Source organism: Bacillus sp. FSL W8-1143 (assembly GCF_037965155.1).
GTDB classification, from domain to species: Bacteria; Bacillota; Bacilli; order Bacillales; family Bacillaceae; genus Bacillus; species Bacillus pumilus.
This window is the reverse complement of sequence record NZ_CP150182.1, coordinates 3,289,245-3,309,538: the sequence shown is the minus strand read 5'-3', so window position 1 is coordinate 3,309,538 and position 20,294 is coordinate 3,289,245. Positions and strand designations below refer to the sequence as shown.

General features: G+C 42.0%; 21 protein-coding genes. 11 read left to right on the top strand and 10 right to left on the bottom strand.

The annotated features are described in order from the left end of the window. Position 1 precedes the first annotated feature (1 nt). Positions 2–415 carry a MarR family transcriptional regulator gene (locus NSQ36_RS16950; protein WP_003214738.1) on the bottom strand — a complete coding sequence of 138 codons (414 nt, stop codon included), beginning with the start codon at positions 413–415 and terminating at the stop codon, positions 2–4. 338 nt (positions 416–753) lie between these two features. Between NSQ36_RS16950 and spoIIID the strand changes: the two genes are divergently transcribed. From spoIIID to NSQ36_RS16930, 4 genes are all read left to right on the top strand, one after another. Beyond that, on the top strand, positions 754–1,032 hold the full coding sequence (gene spoIIID, locus NSQ36_RS16945) for a sporulation transcriptional regulator SpoIIID (RefSeq protein ID WP_008343327.1): 279 nt from the start codon (positions 754–756) through the stop codon (positions 1,030–1,032). A gap of 184 nt (positions 1,033–1,216) precedes the next feature. Further along, positions 1,217–2,218 carry a cell shape-determining protein Mbl gene (gene mbl / locus NSQ36_RS16940; protein ID WP_012011515.1) on the top strand — a complete coding sequence of 334 codons (1,002 nt, stop codon included), beginning with the start codon at positions 1,217–1,219 and terminating at the stop codon, positions 2,216–2,218. Between the two features lie 124 nt (positions 2,219–2,342). Next, a complete protein-coding gene (locus NSQ36_RS16935; protein ID WP_003215293.1) occupies positions 2,343–3,182 on the top strand; it encodes a flagellar hook-basal body protein in 840 nt (279 codons plus the stop codon). A gap of 30 nt (positions 3,183–3,212) precedes the next feature. Beyond that, the gene (locus tag NSQ36_RS16930; RefSeq protein ID WP_003215031.1) at positions 3,213–4,031 is read left to right on the top strand and encodes a flagellar hook-basal body protein; all 819 of its coding nucleotides are present in this window, start codon (positions 3,213–3,215) and stop codon (positions 4,029–4,031) included. Between the two features lie 14 nt (positions 4,032–4,045). Here NSQ36_RS16930 and NSQ36_RS16925 read toward each other — a convergent pair whose 3' ends face one another. Beyond that, positions 4,046–5,101 carry a tetratricopeptide repeat protein gene (locus tag NSQ36_RS16925; protein ID WP_050944418.1) on the bottom strand — a complete coding sequence of 352 codons (1,056 nt, stop codon included), beginning with the start codon at positions 5,099–5,101 and terminating at the stop codon, positions 4,046–4,048. Between the two features lie 218 nt (positions 5,102–5,319). On the opposite strand from NSQ36_RS16925, the gene fabZ reads away from it, so the two are divergent. Then, positions 5,320–5,754, top strand: coding sequence for a 3-hydroxyacyl-ACP dehydratase FabZ (fabZ, locus tag NSQ36_RS16920; RefSeq protein ID WP_034620258.1), 435 nt, complete (start codon positions 5,320–5,322; stop codon positions 5,752–5,754). 125 nt (positions 5,755–5,879) lie between these two features. Then, a complete protein-coding gene (mscL, locus tag NSQ36_RS16915) occupies positions 5,880–6,275 on the top strand; it encodes a large conductance mechanosensitive channel protein MscL (protein ID WP_044140111.1) in 396 nt (131 codons plus the stop codon). A 189-nt stretch (positions 6,276–6,464) separates the two neighbouring features. On the opposite strand, the gene NSQ36_RS16910 is transcribed toward mscL, so the two are convergent. Next, positions 6,465–6,875: a YwpF-like family protein gene (locus NSQ36_RS16910; RefSeq protein ID WP_003215215.1), complete on the bottom strand. Its 411-nt coding sequence runs from the start codon at positions 6,873–6,875 to the stop codon at positions 6,465–6,467. A 117-nt stretch (positions 6,876–6,992) separates the two neighbouring features. Here NSQ36_RS16910 and NSQ36_RS16905 point away from each other — a divergent pair, with 117 nt between their 5' ends. From NSQ36_RS16905 to NSQ36_RS16895, 3 genes are all read left to right on the top strand, one after another. After that, positions 6,993–7,349 carry a hypothetical protein gene (locus NSQ36_RS16905; RefSeq protein WP_003214951.1) on the top strand — a complete coding sequence of 119 codons (357 nt, stop codon included), beginning with the start codon at positions 6,993–6,995 and terminating at the stop codon, positions 7,347–7,349. 371 nt (positions 7,350–7,720) lie between these two features. Then, the gene (locus NSQ36_RS16900) at positions 7,721–8,581 is read left to right on the top strand and encodes a Cof-type HAD-IIB family hydrolase (protein WP_251190896.1); all 861 of its coding nucleotides are present in this window, start codon (positions 7,721–7,723) and stop codon (positions 8,579–8,581) included. 153 nt (positions 8,582–8,734) lie between these two features. Beyond that, entirely contained in the window at positions 8,735–9,523 is a 789-nt protein-coding gene (locus NSQ36_RS16895; protein ID WP_003214597.1) for an STAS domain-containing protein, read from the top strand. Positions 9,524–9,593: 70 nt separating this feature from the next. Here NSQ36_RS16895 and NSQ36_RS16890 read toward each other — a convergent pair whose 3' ends face one another. Together NSQ36_RS16890 and NSQ36_RS16885 are read right to left on the bottom strand one after the other, a co-directional pair. Continuing rightward, positions 9,594–12,371 carry a DEAD/DEAH box helicase gene (locus NSQ36_RS16890; RefSeq protein ID WP_339206190.1) on the bottom strand — a complete coding sequence of 926 codons (2,778 nt, stop codon included), beginning with the start codon at positions 12,369–12,371 and terminating at the stop codon, positions 9,594–9,596. Beyond that, positions 12,358–13,965 carry an SWIM zinc finger family protein gene (locus NSQ36_RS16885; protein WP_226804244.1) on the bottom strand — a complete coding sequence of 536 codons (1,608 nt, stop codon included), beginning with the start codon at positions 13,963–13,965 and terminating at the stop codon, positions 12,358–12,360. The genes NSQ36_RS16890 and NSQ36_RS16885 overlap by 14 nt, the downstream gene beginning before the upstream one ends. 186 nt (positions 13,966–14,151) lie before the next feature. Between NSQ36_RS16885 and NSQ36_RS16880 the strand changes: the two genes are divergently transcribed. Both NSQ36_RS16880 and NSQ36_RS16875 read left to right on the top strand, forming a co-directional pair. Next, positions 14,152–14,295 carry a hypothetical protein gene (locus NSQ36_RS16880; RefSeq protein WP_003214884.1) on the top strand — a complete coding sequence of 48 codons (144 nt, stop codon included), beginning with the start codon at positions 14,152–14,154 and terminating at the stop codon, positions 14,293–14,295. A gap of 116 nt (positions 14,296–14,411) precedes the next feature. After that, complete coding sequence (locus NSQ36_RS16875) at positions 14,412–15,731, top strand: UDP-glucose/GDP-mannose dehydrogenase family protein (RefSeq protein ID WP_339206188.1); 1,320 nt, start codon at positions 14,412–14,414, stop codon at positions 15,729–15,731. 239 nt (positions 15,732–15,970) lie between these two features. Here NSQ36_RS16875 and NSQ36_RS16870 read toward each other — a convergent pair whose 3' ends face one another. The 5 genes from NSQ36_RS16870 to alsS all read right to left on the bottom strand — a co-directional run bounded on the left by NSQ36_RS16870 (position 15,971) and on the right by alsS (position 20,238). Beyond that, on the bottom strand, positions 15,971–16,504 hold the full coding sequence (locus NSQ36_RS16870) for a chromate transporter (protein ID WP_034620321.1): 534 nt from the start codon (positions 16,502–16,504) through the stop codon (positions 15,971–15,973). Further along, positions 16,504–17,094: a chromate transporter gene (locus NSQ36_RS16865; RefSeq protein WP_034620255.1), complete on the bottom strand. Its 591-nt coding sequence runs from the start codon at positions 17,092–17,094 to the stop codon at positions 16,504–16,506. Before NSQ36_RS16865 ends, NSQ36_RS16870 begins: the two co-directional genes overlap by 1 nt. A gap of 7 nt (positions 17,095–17,101) precedes the next feature. After that, positions 17,102–17,578 carry an Lrp/AsnC family transcriptional regulator gene (locus NSQ36_RS16860; RefSeq protein WP_003214832.1) on the bottom strand — a complete coding sequence of 159 codons (477 nt, stop codon included), beginning with the start codon at positions 17,576–17,578 and terminating at the stop codon, positions 17,102–17,104. Positions 17,579–17,731: 153 nt separating this feature from the next. Then, positions 17,732–18,502 (bottom strand): acetolactate decarboxylase, encoded by a 771-nt coding sequence (budA, locus tag NSQ36_RS16855; protein WP_106030112.1) that lies wholly within the window; start codon positions 18,500–18,502, stop codon positions 17,732–17,734. A gap of 38 nt (positions 18,503–18,540) precedes the next feature. Continuing rightward, positions 18,541–20,238 carry an acetolactate synthase AlsS gene (gene alsS / locus NSQ36_RS16850; protein WP_327839550.1) on the bottom strand — a complete coding sequence of 566 codons (1,698 nt, stop codon included), beginning with the start codon at positions 20,236–20,238 and terminating at the stop codon, positions 18,541–18,543. Positions 20,239–20,294 lie beyond the last annotated feature (56 nt).

Here is a 20,294-nt window from a genome sequence, read left to right as displayed (position 1 = left end):
CCTATTCAGTTGATAATTTGTGTAAAAGTGTATGGAGGAGTTGTTTTTCTTCGTGGGTGAAATTTGAAAGACATTCTTCTTCAAATTGTTCCATCGTACGTTTGATTTCTTCAAATCGGGCCTTAGCATCATCTGTCATCACGATCAGATTTTCACGTTTGTCTTTTCCTTGTACACGTTTCACCCAGCCATTTGCTTCTAGACGGGTTACGGTTCGGGTAATGGTTGGGGCTTCGACGTTCAAATATGTCCAAATGTCTTTTTGGGTTTTCGGGCCGAATGTATCCAAACAAAAAAGTACAGTCCATTGGGACATGTACAAGTCATAAGCAGCAAGCGCTTCGTTCGCCTTTTTAGACAGCAACCTGGCGCTTTGGTGTATTTGATGTAAACACTCTCTATTTAACGTATCCATATGATCACCTTTATTCAATATTTAGCTAGGTAAATAAAATCACCTTTTCTATTTTACGTGCTCGACCCATTCTTGTAAAGTGAAAATTTTCGCCACTCGAAATGATTGCATTTTCTGATAAATCCCTTGTCCCATCTTCATTTTTAGCATATTCCCTATGCAATGCTAATAGACTGTTACAAACCTGACAAAGAGAGTGTTTGAGGTGAGGGATCGTGTTTGGCATTTACTACCTAATGGATGAGGAATTAAGACGAACAAGCGCCGCTGAAAATGGACAATATTGATACGGATCTCATTTCACACTTCTCACATCCATTTTAGGGAGGTCGAGTGGTGTGCACGATTACATCAAAGAGCGAACAATCAAGATAGGAAAGTATATCGTGGAGACAAAGAAAACCGTTCGTGTAATTGCGAAAGAATTTGGAGTCTCTAAAAGTACTGTACACAAGGATTTAACAGAAAGACTGCCAGAAATTAATCCAGATCTGGCTAATGAAGTGAAGGAGATACTGGATTATCATAAATCAATCCGCCACTTGCGAGGGGGAGAAGCCACTAAATTAAAGTATAAAAAAGAAGAAATTTTAGAAGGCGAGCCTGTGAAACAATAAGATTAGTTCTTTGTTCTTAAACATGATATATATATCTTCCTCATATCGGTAGTTTCTAACCACAAATTTTGTAAAGACTTTTGTAAAGAAATATCTTTTTTTCTGCAAATTATGATAGAATATATAATTAGGGCAGAATGTGGTATTTGCTATGGAAACAGATTTTCAAGGAGGATATATATAGATGTTTGCTAGGGATATTGGAATTGATCTTGGTACTGCCAATGTACTGATTCATGTCAAAGGAAAAGGAATTGTGTTAAATGAACCATCTGTTGTAGCTCTTGACAAAAACAGCGGGAAAGTTTTGGCTGTTGGAGAAGAGGCTAGACGTATGGTTGGACGTACGCCTGGGAATATTGTTGCGATTCGTCCATTAAAAGATGGCGTAATTGCTGATTTTGAAGTAACTGAAGCGATGCTCAAGCATTTTATTAACTCATTAAATGTGAAAGGGCTATTCTCTAAGCCGCGTATGCTCATCTGCTGCCCAACAAACATTACATCTGTTGAGCAGAAGGCGATCAAAGAAGCTGCTGAAAAAAGCGGCGGTAAGCATGTATTTCTTGAAGAAGAGCCAAAAGTAGCAGCTATTGGTGCTGGTATGGATATTTTTCAGCCAAGTGGAAACATGGTCGTAGATATTGGAGGCGGAACGACAGATATCGCTGTCATCTCAATGGGTGACATTGTAACCGCCTCTTCTATTAAAATGGCTGGAGATAAATTTGATCTGGAAATTCTCAACTACATTAAAAAAGAGTACAAGCTGTTGATCGGTGAGCGCACGGCTGAGGATATTAAGATCCAAGTTGCAACGGTATTCCCAGACGCACGTCATGAAGAGATTTCAATTCGTGGACGAGACATGGTGACAGGATTACCAAGAACGATTACCGTCACAAGCAAAGAAGTAGAAGAAGCATTGCGTGAATCTGTATCTGCGATTGTTCAGGCTGCGAAGCAAGTTCTTGAGAGAACACCGCCTGAATTATCAGCTGATATTATTGATCGCGGCGTCATCATTACAGGTGGCGGAGCTCTTCTAAACGGGCTTGATCAATTGCTTGCAGAAGAGCTGAAAGTACCAGTTTTCGTGGCTGAGAATCCGATGGATTGTGTAGCTGTTGGTACTGGCGTCATGCTTGATAATATGGACAAGCTGCCAAAGCGTAAACTCAGCTAATGATGTCCCTCATTCTTTTTCGAAAGAATGGGGGATTTTTATTAAAGAACCCTGCAAATATGCCGATATATTTCATAGAAGATTGTGTTTAGGTCATGTGAAAGAATTTTAATGAGGTGAGCACGTGTTAAAAGGACTATATACCGCAACATCTGCCATGATCGCTCAAGAGCGGCGGACAGAAATGCTTTCAAATAATATCGCAAATGCGAATACGCCAGGATATAAAGCGGATGAGGGGACCATGCGGGCATTTCCAGAAATGCTGCTAAGCCGAATGGAGTCAGGACGTTTCCAAACTTCCTCAGGCAAAGGTTTTAGTGTTCCACAGCAAACGCCGATTGGCGGCATTAATACGGGGACATATATGCAGGAACTGATTCCTCAATTTACACAAGGAACTTTAAAAACAACAGATCAAACAACGGATGTCGCACTAGTCGAAAATAATGTGCCGATCAACCCGGAGACCAATCAGAAATCAGCGCTTTTTTATGCGGTCAATACACCAGAAGGCGTTCGTTATACGAAAAGCAGCTCAATTACAATGAACGCACAAAATCAGTTGACGATCAATGGACGTGCCCTTCTTTCTGTCACAGGTCAGCCAATTACGGTTCAGAGTGAGAATTTCAAAGTGAATGCAGATGGAACTGTGAGTGAAAATGGACAAAATCTCGGGCAAATTGATGTACGTGTTGCGATGGATACAAGGAACTTAGCGAGAGAAGGAAATGATTTATACCGTACAGCTGATAACCAGCCCCTGCCAAGCGCAGTCAATAACGGTCAAATGTCCTATACGCTAAGTCAAGGTGTATCGGAGCTGTCGAACGTGGATGTGACGAAATCATATACAGAAATGACAACCGCCTATCGAGCATTTGAAACAAACCAAAAAGTGGTTCAGGCGTATGATAAAAGCTTAGAAAAAGCAGTGAATGAAATTGGCAGAGTGTACTAATCAAGAAATGAAAAAGAAAGGAGGATTCTCATGCTTAGAACGATGATCAATGCAGCTGTATCAATGAACGAAGTACAAAAGCAGCTTGATATTATCAGTAATAACATCGCGAACAGTGAAACAACAGGGTACCGTGCGAAAAATACCCGTTTCTCAGAGCTGATCAGACAACAGTTCAACCAGGTGGATGAAAAAAATGCGCAGGTGGCAAACAGTCGTCTGACACCTGATGGGCTAAGGCTTGGTACGGGTACGATGGTGAATGCGTCCATTAACTCGCTGCAAGGCTCGATTAAAGAAACAGGTCGTGATCTTGATGTTGCATTTGGAGCGCCGTCTCAGTATATGCAGGTCAATGTCGGCGGTAATATTCGTTATACAAGAGACGGTTCTCTTTACTTACAGCCAGGCAATAATCGTAATCAAGTGCAGCTTGTCACTAGCGAAGGCCATCCGATTCTTGATGAAAACGGAAATGAAATCGTCTTAAATGCGAATTTCCGTGATATTTCAATTGATAAAAATGGACGTCTAACAGCCATTTCAAGAGATAATCAACCGAATCAGCAAGTGAATCTAGGTGTTGTACAAGTCAATAACTCTTCAGCACTTGTCTCTGAAGGAGATAATTTGTTCTCAGTTGACGGTACTTATCAAGGTGCATTAACGGCACTAAATGGAGCAAACCGCCAAGCGATTCAGCTTCAGCAAGGTGCACTTGAAACGTCGAATGTGGACATGTCTAAAGAATTAACAGATCTCATGACAACACAGCGCTCCTATCAGATGAACTCAAGAACGATTACGATGGGTGATCAAATGCTTGGATTAGTGAATACAATTCGATAATGAGTAGGCTGACATCAGCCTCTCATGATAAAAAAGGCGGCTCGCTCAAAGTCGCCCTTTTTTTTATAAAAATCTGAGACATCGGCAAGCAGATCCTCAAGATCAATCCAAGCTTCTTTTCGTTCAAGGCATGTGACGAGCCTTGCAATCTGCTCATCTGCCTTTGGCGTTTGGCTGTAGAGAAGAAATAAGATTTGGAACTTGATTCTTAATATATCAAATTGAGAAGCAACGGCTTCTTTCAATCCTTTTTGAATATACTTCATTCCTTCATCGGTTAAATTTTCTTTATAACAGGAACGCACAGTTTCGTAGAGGCACGATACATAAGAGTGTGCGGACTTTCGGTATGCTGGCAGACGAAGTGCTTTTTTAAAGTATTCCAGCGCTTTCTTGTGACGGTTTTGTCTCGACTGAATAAAGCCAGCGTCATAATAAACGATACCGAGCAGTTCTTGATCATCAATGATTTTCACGTATTCGATGATCTCAATAAAAAGAGCTTCTGCTTCTTCATATTTTTTTTGATCGCTATAATTAAGACCAAGCACAATTTTACAACGATAGAGGCTGTGGTCATCCCCATGCTTTGCAAAGATATCCATGGCTTTTTGAACATGACGAATCGATAGCAACGAATAGCGGTTGTTGTAATAAACACCACTTGTACGGAAATGGAACTCTGCTTCCTCCAGCTCATCGTTAAGGAACGACAGTCGTTCTTCCGCCTTTTCGAGATAGTAGATCGCATCATTTTGATCGCTGTTTAAAGCTTCGTAAAGTCCGAGAAAGAAGTAAAAGTAATAGGCCAGTTCTTCGTTCATATCATCTTTGTGCTGCATCAATTCATGTTTCATTTTTTCTAAGTCCTCTGTCTGATTCATCCAGAGCTGCTGGCGAAAAAGCATCAGCTGATAATGTAAATAGAGTTCCTGTTTTTTTGATATTTTACGTTGATGTTTTAATAGAGTTGTTTTGATTTCTTCAGCCTTCGAAAAATGTCGATGCTTTAGCATTGTATACCACGAATGGAGAAGTTTTTTAATGGATTTATCACTTATAAAATTCATTTTTACCCTCTTATTCAATCAATGATGTAATATATATTACCATATTTGTGAAAAAACAATGAGTGTAGTGTGGATTATATTTGATGACAATAGGTAATAGTAGATTCTATTTTTTACCATATATGTGGAGCGGACGTTGAAAAATACGAGCATTCATAATATACTTCTATAGGAATCAAATGAAGATCATCGATATAGAAAAAAGGAGAGATCAAGATATGCTTGATGCTCAGCAAATTCAAGACATTATTCCACACCGTTATCCATTCTTATTGGTCGACCGTATTTTAGAGGTTGAGGGAGAGAAAAGAGCGGTTGGGATTAAAAATGTCACAGTAAACGAAGAATTTTTTAATGGTCATTTCCCAGGATACCCAGTCATGCCGGGTGTGCTAATTGTAGAAGCACTTGCGCAGGTGTTTGGAGTCATTATGTTAGGCAAAGAAGAAAACAAAGGGAAAATTGGTTTATTTGCAGGAATTGACGGCTGCCGTTTCAAAAGACAGGTGAAGCCTGGCGATCAGCTTCGTTTAGAGGTAGAAGTGACGCGCCTCAAGGGTCCAGTTGCAAAAGGAAAAGCAGTAGCCACAGTAGATGGCGAAGTGGCATGTGAAGCAGAACTTACATTTTCTATCGGTCCTAAAGTATCATGATTTGCCTGGCGGTTCATCAAGGATGAATCGCTTTTTATATGGAAACAACTAGTCTGAACGGATCAGGACTTGCATTTTTGACAAAAAAACGTCATATTAGACAAAAAAGATGAAGGTGATAAAAGATGCTGAAAGAATTTAGAGAATTTGCAGTCAAGGGAAATGTCATTGACTTGGCTGTAGGTGTCATCATTGGGGGAGCATTTGGCAAAATTGTCACTTCTCTTGTGAATGATTTGATCATGCCGCTCGTCGGTATTATTATTGGCGGACATGATTTTAGCGGTCTATCTATTAAGATCGGATCTGCGCAAATTTTATATGGAAGCTTCATACAAACAGTGATTGATTTCTTGATTATCTCGTTTTCCATTTTTATCTTTATTCGTTATTTGAATAAATTAAAACGGAAAAAGGTAGAGGAAGAAGAGGTTGTAGAAACGCCGGATCAAACGGAAGTTTTACTAACTGAAATTAGAGATCTCTTGAAAAATCAAAGCCAATCGAAAGATGTGCAATAGAAAAAGAGCGGCTAACCCCGCTCTCAGCGTGTAGGCAAACCCTCGCATTCGTTGTCAGGTCTGTGCTTCGGTGCTCGCCCTTTCTAGACTGCAAAGGTTTTCTATCACGCTGAAAGGAAGACAAAGGGCTAAAATAAGATTCATTTTAGCCCTTTGTCAACTATCTAAGAGCGGCTAATCCCGCTCTTTTTATGTGTTTTGTTTAAATGCATCCAGCAGTTTTTCTCCGGAAAGCCCCTCTTTGACGAGGTCTTTAAGTACTTCTTCGGTTTCTGTTCTGTAACGATTTGTAATCATCTTACCATCGAGCAGCACAGAAATGTTTTCTTCTAAAGCAACAATGTTTTTGACTTGGACAGATAGATGAACAGGGCGGTTGTTTTCTTTTGTGATCGTTACTAGAATCTTCACTTCAGTGTGCTGCTGAAAGAGCACCTCAAACACCTGTCTATGTTTCTTTGGAATGAGTGCCTCGATCATCCAGTGATTTTCACCATCTTCTTTATTAATGATTAAACCGTCACGAAGGGGAATGCTGGACATTTTATCTTGCTTTGGATCAAGTTCGATTTTTAAATCAATCAGCCTAAAGGTTTTCATTTTTTGCACCTCACAAGCGTTCATTATTCGTAAGTAACATTATAGCATACAACATCTGTATAAATGAAACCGCTGCCTGCTTAAAGCGAGCTGCATATGAGTGAAAGGAGATGTTTTATGGAGTCTTATCAATTGCGAAACATACATATTGGCGAGGAGAAGGCAAAGAGCACAATGCGCGTTTATTCGTGGGGAGACATTCTTTCATTTTGTGATGTGTACATGGAAGAAGGCGAGTCACTCACGTTTCAATACGTCACCGAGGATCAAATGGACTACTTTGAATTTCAATTGTCGATTCATGACGGGCAGCTTTGTTTTTATTGGTTTGCGTGGGACGGATCTGATTATATTCACATGCCTTCTAGTAATTGGATTCATTCAGATGTTTTTTATCAATTTATGAAAAATAAGTTTTTCATCAAACAAAACAAGATGATGTTTTATACTCAAGCGGTAAAAAGCAGAAATTAAAGAGGAAATAGAGAATTTGAGGGGGAATTTTGTCATTTTCATGTTTTGTCATATACAACCTTTCTCGGTAGACTAAGGGCAGTTGAAAGGAAAGGAGGTACGGTCTGAATCAAAAGGTAACGTCTAGCATCTGACAGCCCCCTCTAGCTAAAGCTGATAGACGCTGCCTTGAGCATAAGAACACTGCGTAATAGAACCATCGCTTCTTTGTATAGGTCATGTGTCCCCTTAAATCCCCTTGTGTGTATCCGGTCATGTAGCGTGGCCGGGTACCCTTTTATTCAATGATAAACCGATCACCTCTTGATGATGGATTTTATCAGCGGTATGATAGCCAAAATGGAGACAAAAAGGAGAGAACGATGACAAACATTCAATTGATTGCAACGGATTTAGACGGAACGTTATTGAATAGTGAACACAAAGTGAGTCAGGAAAATGAGCAGGCATTAAAGGAAGCAGCGGCGAATGGATTGGAAGTTGTCGTTTCTACAGGAAGAGCGTATTTTGATGTGAGGTCTATTTTTGATGAGCTTGGGATGAATACATGGGTGATTAGTGCCAATGGAGCTGTGATTCATGATCCGGCTGGACAAGTATATCATTCAGCTGCTTTACAAGAAGAAAAGGCCAAACGCATATTGTCGTGGCTTGAAGAACGTGATTATTATTATGAAGTTTTTACAAACGAAGCCATTTTCACACCGAATCGTGGTAGAGAGCTTCTTGCGATTGAAATGGATCGCTTAAAAAGTGCAAATCCAGAAGCGGACCTGAGTGTTTTAAAACAAGCGGCAGAAGTGCAATACAGTCAGTCGGGTTTTTCTTATATTGATACATATAAAGAGTTGTTTCGTGAGGATCGAAAGCTTTCATTCTACAACATCTTAGGTTTCTCTTTCTTTGAAGACAGATTGAAGGCAGGATGGGATATGTTTGGTGATGATTCAGATGTCACAATGGTCAGTTCAGCCGATCACAACTTTGAAATTGGTGCTAAGGACGCATCTAAAGGCCAGGCATTAACAAGGCTGGCAGAACGACTTGGTGTTCCTTTAAGACAGACAGCGGCTGTAGGAGACAGTTTAAATGACGAATCGATGCTTCGAGCAGCTGGTGTTGGGGTTGCGATGGGCAATGCGAGACAGGATATGAAAGAAATCGCTGATCATGTCACGTTAACAAATGATGAACATGGTGTGGCGTATATGATTCGACACCTGTTGAAATAGATGCATCGGATGTCGTTGTATAAATCACATAGGATAAAGCGCATTCTACAAAAGAGTAATTCAGAACTACTTCTATTTACACATGATGTGGAACATCATATAATTTAATTATGAACATAACCCGCTTGTAAGGAAATTAAGGAGAGTAAACGAATGGCGCTGGAATCTTATAAGTCCGAAAATCTGCATTTAATCAAGGAAGCCTTAGACTATACTCAGGTTGGCCTGACGGTGACGGACCCGTCTTTACCTGATAATCCTTTAATATATGTGAACAAGGGCTTTTTAGATATGACAGGCTATCAAGAACCCGAAGTATTGGGGAAGAATTGTCGTTTCCTTCAAGGAAATGAAACAGAGCAAATTGCTCTCCAACAAATTAGAACAGCTATTGAGAACAAAGAGGCTGTCACTGTTCAGCTGAAAAATTATAAAAAATCTGGACAGATGTTTTGGAATGAGTTAAGTGTAGCTCCTCTTTGGATTGACGAAAATGAAGGGAAACGTCTTTATTTCGTTGGTCTGCAAAAGGATGTCACGAAAGAGAAGGAACAGCAGGAGCTTCTTGAGCAATCAATTGATGAAGTGCTGAACATTTCCGTTCCCATTGTTCCTGTGAAAGATGGTATTTCTGTGTTACCGATCATTGGTACGTTAACAGCGCCAAGATTTGATAAGATTATCTCCACAGTCTCCACCTATATATCTCAATCCAAGGACGATTATTTTATTGTCGACCTGTCTGGTTTATTAGAAGTTGATTCATTTGTGGCAGATGCGATCTTTAAGCTGAACGATTTGATTTTAATGACAGGTACGGAACTCATCGTGACAGGAATTAAACCGAATCTTGCGATGAAAATGGGAGAAATGAGAGAAGACTTCCGTGAATTGAATACGTATATGAACGTGAAATCTGCATTGAAAAAACTGCACATTTAACCTATGTTCATATGAAATGAAAAAAGAGGACTTTTCATCATGTTTGAGAAAAGTCCTCTTTTTGCTTGGATTAAGATGATTGAGCGGCGGCACTTAATGTGAATAAATCCTCTAGTTCGTTTGTCGATAGCTCTGTAATCCAGCTTTCACTTTGGATAATTTGATCATTTAACGTTTGCTTTGTTTCGAGCATTTGATCGATTTTTTCTTCAATCGTGCCCGTTGTGATCATCTTATGGACGTGAACAAATCGTTTTTGTCCGATCCGATAAGCACGGTCGGTCGCTTGGTTTTCCACAGCAGGATTCCACCATCTGTCGTAGTGAATGACATGGTTTGCGGCGGTTAGGTTAAGTCCTGTTCCTCCTGCTTTTAAAGAGAGAATTAAGATGTTGAATTCTTTCTTCTGGAAGCGGTCCACCATTTTATCCCGTTCCTGTTTGGACAGACTGCCATTTAAAAATTGAACGGGTTCCCCAAACATTTTTTCCGCCAGTTGCTTGATCATGTTCCCCATTCCAATATACTGCGTAAAAATGAGGCAGCTTTCTCCTTGCTCATGTATTGCTTTTAACAGCTCTGCGAGTTTATCCATTTTTAATGAACGTTTTAGCAGTTTCACATCGGTTCCACTCTCTTTTAAATAGAGAGCCGGGTGATCGCAAATCTGTTTGAGTCTGCCGAGCATACTTAAAATAATGGCTTTCCGCTGCATTCCTGTTAACGAAGCCATGTGTTCGAATGTATCTTTCACGAGCTGTTCATATAAAGAAGCCTGCTCAGCAGATAGCGGAATGAATTCTTTTTCTTCGAGTTTCTCAGGCAGGTTCAGGGCGACCTCTTCATCTTGCTTTGTTCGTCTTAATAGGAAAGGCTTAATCAGCTGCTGCAGCTGTTCAATTCTTTTTTCATCACGGTCTTTTTCAATCGGCAGAACGAATTTCTTATGAAAGCTCGTCAGGCTGCCGAGATATCCTTTGTTGACGAAGTCAAAAATGGACCAAAGCTCTGTTAAACGGTTTTCCATAGGTGTCCCGCTAAGGGCAATGTGATGCTGCCCTTTGAGCTGTCTGATCGCTCTCGATTGTTTCGTATGGGCATTCTTAATGTTTTGGGCTTCGTCTAAACAAATCGTATCCCACTTTGCTGACGTTAATTCATCACGATCAGAATGTGAGAGTCCATAAGACGTCAGGACAATATCTGTTGACTCGTATGCCTTTGTAAAGTGTTCCCCTTGAGGGCGTGATGGCCCGTAATGCAAGGCAACATTCAAATGTGGTGCGAAGGTTTCAAGCTCTCGCTGCCAGTTTCCTAAAACAGAGGTCGGCGCAATGATGAGAGATGGAGCGGCATTTTGCTCCTGCTCCTTTAAATATGTGAAATAAGCAATCATTTGAATCGTTTTTCCAAGACCCATATCGTCTGCTAAACAAGCCCCAAATCCATGAGATCTTAAGAATAACAGCCAGTTGACACCATGCTGCTGATACGGCCTGAGTGTGCCTTTGAAGGACTCACTCATTTCGTAGGAAGGCAGCTCATGCGTATCATTTAACTGATGGACAAGCCCTCTTAATTGAGACGAAAGTTCAAATTGAATATGTGCAAATGCTGAGCTGTCTAGTAGCTCTGGAATCGATTCAGAGGATGCTTCTTGATCTGCCAGTTCACGTGACAAAATATCAGACATGTGCAGCCCTTCATTTTCGGCACGCTCCATCCATTTTTTCATTTGCTGGATGAAGGTTGGATCGATTTTGATCCATTGTCCACGAATATTGACAAGGCGCCGTTTACTTTGGACAAGCTCGTTGAACTCCTCTTCTGTCAGCTCGATGCCGTTTGTAGCGAAGCGCCAATTAAAGTCCATCAAGGCATCCATTCCGACATGCGACTCGCCTCTAGGGGTAGAGGAAATCCTTGCTTTTAGCATCATGGTGCTTTCTTTGACAATTTGCCACCACGATGGGAGCAGGATCTCAATGCCCATATTCACAAGTGTTTCACTTGCTTCAGATAGGAAGAGCCATGCTTCGTCTTCTGACATGAGCGTGGTGCCAGATGTGAAAGAAAGCCAAGGGACAATTTGACCGAATCGCTCCAGCTCTCTTGAGATTTTATCTTGATACGGATGCCAAGACCTTTTCAATGAACGGATGCCTTCAAAAAAGTGAAGGTCGCTGTTTTTCTTATCACGCAAAAACAATTCGATTTTCCAATCATCTCCGTCGAAATCCGGTTCATTTAAACGCAAGCCGACAGTGAAAGGTGTGTCGTCATCAATCCAGCCAATCGTTTCCAAGAAATCCTGCTCATCTAAAAAATGTCCTTGGAAGGATGAGAGCGCAGGCGATTGTTCTGTCATACGGTTCCATTTGTGCTGTAAGGCATCATCATATTGAATATAATCCTGTACGGCAAAGGAGAACCAATCAGCCGTATAGCCATCTAATAGTCCTTCTTTGTCTTTAAAACGAAGCACACCTTTTGTCCATGCCTCGTAATCGGGAATGAAATCTTCATCCTCAATGAATTCATAAATGGTGGAGGCGGTCTTCATCAGTGGTTCCGTTTCATCGGTTAGTGTCACATGACTAAAGGTATTAAACGAATTTTTTCCTAGCAGTTCGACGGTCATCCAAGGGCTTAGCAGGAAGGCAGGTGTGCCAATAAAGCTCACATCTTCTAAAAATGTTCCGTAAAAAGACGATTCGTGCCATTGGAAAAGCTGCCTCTTCATTTCATTAAGCGGAACAGGGTGTCCGTCCTCTGCTTGCGCTGAAATGGTGAAAGAGAAATCTTCTGTTTGTTCTGCATGAATGACAATTTGTTTATGGCGTGTCATCAATTAATTTTCCTTTCTTCATTTCCTCTTGGAACGCACGCAGCCGTTTCGTTGAATCCTGTAGCTGCTTTACATATCTTTCCCAAATCGCAGTTTTTTTCGTTTTATGATAAAGCGTGCGCAGTTTTTTTAGCATTTTCACAGATTCCCGGTAAGCACTTCGATTCTTTTGATCGAGAAGCTGTGAGATTTCACGGTGATATGATGGAATGAGCGCTTCAGGCTCCTCTTTTGCAATTTGTTTGATCAGATCCTTCTCCAGTTCACTGATGGAGAAACCAACAAGGCTGTGAATCTCAATCCATTCTGCATAACGCTGTTGTGCATATAATAGCTGACTATATTCAGTAAACGCATAGGGCATGCAAATCTGGAGGTAGCGTTCATATAAATGATGATCCTTCGTCTGCTTAAAATATGCGTCTAAATAAAAGAAGAAATCACTGACGGCTCCTCGCAGTTCTCTGTAGGAAAGGTCGAGCTGGCAATATTCCTCTAAAATATAGGTGATCTCATGATACCATAGCTTGAGCCGCTTCCAGTCCTTGCGGTTTGTCAGATCCTTCAGCCAATTGAGCACATTTGGCAGCATATCTGCATTGAGCAGCTTTAATTGCTGAAAGAGGCTATCGTCTTCTTTCATTAAATAATCCATGTGCATCAATCCGATGGTACATTCAACCGTTTGTTCTTGCTGCTGAGCGTTTCTTAGTAATTCTGTTTCTTTTTTAACCCATTTCCCTCTATTTAATATGGTGCCCCAAATCTCCATAAAGACCGCTACTCGTTCATGCTGGAAAGGTCCGTTTATTTGAAGAAGTGTCCGAACGGCAGTTGGTGTGTTTTCAAGAAACGGATCGAGGGAAAAGGAAAGGGCGTATGTCTTCAAGTGATCCACTGAATCGAAAATGGTGTTCATAAGCTGTTCGACATATGGATTCATGGAATAAAAGTCCTTCTCGGCATCAAGCTGGCCAAGGTCGATTAATTCATGAATCCTTAACCACACATCGATTGACGTATGAATCGCATACAAACTCTTGAATTCAGGAGAATGAGGTGCGTGTTTTTTTAGGATCGATAAATAGCCGTAATACAAATGCTGCGGTGTTTGCTGATGCTTTGGTGTCCGTTTCAGCCAGAGGTTAAATTCCTCTTGGAAAAAATTCAGCCAGCTTTGGAGTGATTGTTCGTCTGGGCGCTTCACTTGGAAGTGCTGGCGAATCAATTCTTTGCTGCGCTGTAATTCATCCTTTTCTGACCAATTTTCTGTAAATCCAGTCACACTCTCCACTTGAGCGTATAGCGAAAAGAAGACAGCGAGAATGTGTTTGCAAAGTCCATCTGCCGGACATGAGCAACTGCTTCTCACAGGAAACAGCACATGAAGGTGGACTCTTGCTGCCACGACATCATGTACATAAGCTGACCATTCCGTATCAGATTCTTGCTTGAGACGATATACACTGTCCTGTCTATAAGTAATCAATGCTTTTTTGATGAGTTGTTTGTTTTCATCTGTTGCAGGAAGAAGTTCTTTGATCTGTTCGGCTGTTTGTTTGATTTCTTCCTCGTTGATGTTGTGCTGAAGCATTTGATCCGCTCCTAACCAAGTAAAAGATTCCAATTCTTTTATTATAGCTCAATGGTGATTTATAAAAAAGTTTTTCATGAAAATGGTCATAAATTTCAAAAGCTGTCGAATGATGTATTAGAGTATTGCATAAACCAACCTTACAGCATATAATAATGAAATTAGTGGAATCGAAAGGATACAGACATGGATAATAAGGGTTTGAATCAAGAAGAGTTTTTAAAAATTTTGATGTACGCTCATGATATTGGTGAGAATTCAAATGATGTCACCACAAAAGAAATGCTTGAAAATCTGATTGCTCATATTCGAAATGGTCTTGTTTCATAAAAGTGACCCCCTGCTGGTGATGGCAGGGGGTTTTTGTATGCTTTTATGAATGGAACGAAAGCTCCCGGCATACGATGTCATTACAAGCATAAGGCGTATGGGGAGCTGATGGTGTCATGAATATTGCAATTGCAGGCTGTGGATATGTGGGACTGGTCACAGGTGTGTGTTTAGCGGAGGCAGGGCACAATGTGGCGTGTATTGATATTGACCGGAGAAAGGTCATGCAGCTGAAACAGGGACATCCACCTATGTATGAGCCAGGATTAAAAGAACTGCTGAAACGCAATCTTGAGCAAGGACGAATTCAATTTCACATAAATGGAGCGGCAGCCTACCCGCGGGCAGATGTGTTAATGATTGCGGTTGGTACCCCGCAGCAAGCAGATGGCCAAGCTGATTTACAATATGTGTTTCAAGCCGCAAAGGAGATCGGTACAAAAGCGAAATCAGGTGCGGTTCTTGTGGTGAAAAGTACGGTGCCTGTTGGAACGGGGGATCAAATCGAACAGATGATCCATCAAGAATTAGGACGGAATGAGCCATTATCGATTGCATCTAACCCAGAGTTTTTACGAGAAGGCTCTGCCATTTCAGATACATTGAGGGCAGATCGGCTTGTTATTGGGGCTGAAACAAAAGCTGTATTAGACCGGCTCGAGGAGATGTATGCTCATTTCCACCTGCCAGTGGTCAAGACAGACCGAAAAAGTGCAGAAATGATCAAGTATGCATCAAATGCTTTCCTTGCGACCAAAATCAGCTTTATGAATGAGATTGCCTCCATTTGTGAAAAAACAGGTGCTGATGTTGAATGGGTGGCGCAGGGAATGGGGCTCGATCAGCGGATTGGTTCTTCATTTCTCAAGGCTGGGATTGGCTACGGAGGTTCTTGTTTTCCAAAGGATACAAATGCACTTGTCCAAATCGCAGGGCATGTGTCGCATGATTTTGAGCTGCTAAAGGCTGTTATCAAAGTAAACAATGAGCAGCGAGCTGGTTTTATCCGAAGCATTCAGGAGAGACTGGGATCAAATCTTGAAGGAAAGCGAATTGCACTTCTTGGCCTTGCTTTTAAACCGAATACAGACGATATGAGGGAGGCGCCGTCGGTTCCAATTGCTCATGAACTCCATCAATTAGGCGCGGAGCTTGTGGCGTATGATCCTGTTGCCGCACGCCATGCCGCTCGTGAGCTACCTGAAAAAGTCGTGTTTGCTCATACGATTGAAGAAGCGCTAAAGGATGTCCATGCAGCTTGTATATTAACAGAGTGGACAGAAATTCAGACGTTCCCGCTCACGTCCTACAAGGAATGGATGAGACAGCCGCTTATTTTCGATGGGCGAAACTGCCATACGCTTGAAGCGGCAGAACAAGCAGGAGTCGAGTATCATTCGATTGGGCGCAGACCAGTTTCTCCAATATATATGTAAAAGAAAACCGATAACAGGTCATGTTATCGGTTTTAGCGTGTAGACAAACCCTCGCATTCGTTGTCAGACCTGCGCGCTGGTGCTCACGAATGTCAAATTCGCTCTGCTCCAGTGCTCGCTCTTCCTAGACTTCAAAGGTTTTCTATCACGCTGAAAGGAAGACAAATGGCTAAAATAAAATTCATTTTAGCCATTTGTCAACAATTTGTAACCGATAACAGGTCATGTTATCGGTTTTTTTAATGCGGCAGAATGAATCCGCCATATAAAAAGGCAGCCACAATGAGAAAGGCTGGGTGCATTTTGAATTTAGTCATAAAGAAAAAGGAGATCGCAGCAATGGCGAGCGACTGCGTCCAGCCAATGGCTTTCACTGCATCTCCGCCAATTTCCCATGTTAATAAAAGCATCATCATCGCAATGACAGGCTGGACGGATAAGGTCATGCCTTTGACGACAGGGGATTGGCGAAAACGGTCAATCAGCTTGAGCAATAAAATCAATCCAATGGCTGATGGCAGTACAGTTGCAAGCAGTGCCACAATAAAGCCTGGCCAGCCCATGACGTCATAGCCGACATATGCCGCGATTTTCGTCGCAATTGGTCCTGGCAGTGCATTGGCTAAAGCAAGCATATTGGAAAATCCTTCGTTCGTCATCCAATGAAAATGGTTGACGATTTCTTCATAATTCAGCGGGATGGATGCAGGTCCTCCGCCATATCCTAATAGATTGGACAAGAAGAATGCCCAGAATAAAAAGAAAATCAGCATCATGAAGACACTCCTTTCTCTTTATTTGGTCGATTCCAGCGTTGTTTCAGTTTGAAATGAAAAGCGCCATAGCATAAAAAGATGATAACAATGATTCCTGGATGAATGGACAGCACCTGTAGCCCGATAAAGGCAAGCAGGAACAGAGCGATCCCGAAGATCATTCCGAAGCCTTTCAGCGTTTTTTGTCCAAACTCGTATGCCATGATCCCGAGCAGGACGGCAATAACTGGTGTCACGGCGCCAATCATATTTTGAATGATTTGTGAGGAGCTTAAGACGCTGACAAGTGTGACGAGTGCCACCATGGCGAGGCATGTCGGTAAAATATGGGCAGCTGTTGCGACAATTGCGCCGGATACGCCCTTCAATCGATAGCCGAGATATGCTGACATTTTGGTCGCGATCGGACCTGGTAATGCGTTGGCGATGGCGAGTGTTTCTCCAAACTCGTCATCATTGACCCATTGATATTTCACCACCGCTTCATGGCGAATGAGTGGTATGACGGAAGGACCTCCGCCAAAACCGAGAATACCGGTTCGCACCATAGCGATGATGAGTTCGATATATGATTGCAAGTGCTTCAACTCCTGTCTACAATTTCATGCCCATTCGGCTTTTGTATCGTTTAATGAGCATTTGGCAGTCCACACTCACGACGCCTTCTAGCGGGTATAGCTTTTTTGTTAGGAATGTTTCCATTTCCTGTTCATTTTGAAAAATGCCATGCATATGCAGCTTGCTTGGCCCTGTCATGTGATAAAGGCTTGTGACAGCTGTTTCCTGCTCAAGCTGAAGGGCGACTGCTTCTAAAAATTTCGGCTCCACTTCTACATTAAAGAAGACAGAAACATGAATGCCGATCTTAGCAGGATTGATGACCGTTGTGAATCGTTCAATGACGCCTGCTTCAATGAGCTGCTGTATACGGGCTTGTACAGCAACACGTGAAAGACCGACTTGTTTCCCGAGATCTGTATAGGACATACGCCCGTCCTCGTGTAATATGGATAAAATTTGTTTATCTCTTTCATCTAATGTTAAGTTCGGAATGCTATAGTCGTTTGACACCGTATGACCACCTTTCTTCTGTTGATATTTTAGCATATTTCATTACGAATAGAATGAGTGAATTTAAATTTACTAACGAAATGAAATATAATGAAGTGATAAGTATTCTTTTTGCATAAAAAAACACCCCGGAATCACCGGGATGTCTTTATTTTATTGATCTGGACTGCTTTCTGCACTGGCAATTTGCTGTGCGAGGTCAGCTCGATCAATGTCTGCTTGGAAGAATTCCTGCGTATTTGGCAAGTGTAAATTCATATGACGTTTTTGAGAAATTCGGATGGTCACTTGATCAACGGTGTAATCAAATACGTGTCCGCCGACACTTCGATCGTCATCAATGAAATGAAGATGATATCCACTCACTGCAATACCATGTGCGTACTGCGGTGTACGGAAACCGGCGATCGTTCCTTGAATATCCTCGAAATCGAAGATGGGCTGTGACTTGACTGCTTCCACCATCGGAACGTAAGGTTTTTCCTGTTTTTCGACCGTACGTGTTTGCACCTTTTTGAATGATCCATCAATGCGGATTGCATAAAACACATTCTTACTTGGTAAAATGCGGTCGATTTCTTCTTCTAGCTCTTTGCTCGTCATGGCTGCATCAATTCGATGAACGATATCTGTTTCAAAGAATGCTAAAGAGCAGAAGGGTGAATAGTCTTGATTGGTAACCGGTGTCGCTGTTCCATCCGAGCGCAGTCGGTAGAATGCGCCATCAAAGCCGATCAGCTCTCCATCTAATTGATTGAATGTACCAATACCGAAATCACCGTGCTCGGGAATTTGTGAAAGGGAGAAATCTCCATCATATACGGCTTCCAGCAAAGAGGTCATCGTCGATACTTGATAGACCTCTTGCTGTTTGTCATGTTGTCTTGTGTCGCTGTGTTGATTCATTGGGTGCATCATACCCATATCCGCTCACTCCTTTGGTGTAATGTATGGACATCTTATCAGACGTTCAATGTGCGATTTTCACGAAAGACTTCTGGCCATTTTTGACTGGCGAGGTCTGGGTTGTCTTGATAGTCAATCGGAATATCAATAATAACGGGTCCTTCTATGTTTATACCCTTTTGAAGGACAGTTGAAAGCTCTTCAGGTGAGTTAACCCGTAATCCAGTCGCTCCAAAGCTTTCCGCATACTTCACTAAGTCGATCTGTCCGAATTCAACGCAGGATGTGCGATCATATTTCATTTCCTGCTGAAATGCCACCATGTCGTATGTGCTGTCATTCCAAACAAGGTGAACGAGGTTTGTTTTCATGCGGACGGCTGTTTCTAGCTCCATTGCAGAGAAGAGAAAACCGCCATCACCAGAGACCGAAATGATCTTCTCATCTGGATTCAATATGGAAGCCGCAATGGCCCATGGTAAGGCGACGCCTAATGTTTGCATTCCGTTGCTCACAAGGAATGTGTTCGACTCATAGACGCGGAAGTGACGCGACATCCAAATCGCGTGAGACCCGATATCACAGGTGACCTTCGTGTTATCAGGAATCAGGCGTCTTAATGTATGAATGACATCCAGCGGGTGAGATAGATGACTTTCTCTTTCTGGTGCTTTTTCAATGTCGCTTAACAGCTCCTGTAATTCAGTGACGAATTCAATTTGTTCTTTGCATAGAGAAAGTGGAACACTGTCATGGGCTAGATGTTTAACGGTTTCAGCTATATTGCCGACAAGCTCAAGCGCTGGCTCATAAAAATGATCAATATCTGCCTGCATGTCATCGACATGGATGATCTGCCGCTGCTTCGGCTGAATATTCCAATGCTTCGGATCATATTCAATTGGATCAAAGCCGATGGTTAAAAGGACATCTGCTTGTTCAATGAGAAGATCCCCCGGCTGATTTCTGAATAAACCGATTCTGCCTACATATTGAGACTCGAGCTCTCTTGAGAGAACGCCGGCTCCTTGGTACGTTTCGACAAATGGAATTCCAAGTGTTTTCAATAATGTTCTTGTAGCCTTTGCAGCAGCTGGACGACTTGCTTTCATTCCCACAATGGCAACAGGTAAGTGTGCATTTTGAATTTTGGCGATAGCCGAGCTGATGAGAGCATCCGGTGCAGGACCTAGTTCTGGAGAAGGGTGAGCAGACACTGGTGTTTGTGTGGTGTGTTCTGTCACGACATCTTGTGGAAAGCTGATAAATGCTGCTCCAGCCTGCCCCTTTTGTGCCGCGCGAAAAGCATTTGTTAAGGCTTCGGGTATATTATGAACGTCTTGTACTTCAACACTGTATTTTGTGACTGGTTTGAATAATGCCGCATTGTCGAGTGATTGATGTGTTCGTTTTAGCCGATCTGCACGAATGACGTTTCCCGCGATTGCGACAACAGGGTCACCTTCTGTATTGGCTGTTAATAGACCTGTTGCTAAATTAGATGCGCCAGGACCTGATGTGACGAGACAAACACCTGGTTTGCCGGTTAAGCGGCCGACAGCAGCTGCCATAAAGGCGGCGTTTTGTTCGTGTCTGCATAGGACAAGCTCTGGACCTCTGTCTTTTAATACATCAAATACGGCGTCAATTTTGGCACCTGGAATTGCAAAAACATGGGTCACACCTTGAGCAATCAGCGTATCAACAATCAATTCTGCTCCTCGTCTTGTTAGGGGTTGTGCTTGAGAATTCATTTACCCCGCACTCCTTTCGGCAAGTAAAATTTTTTATGAAAATATATTTTCATGAT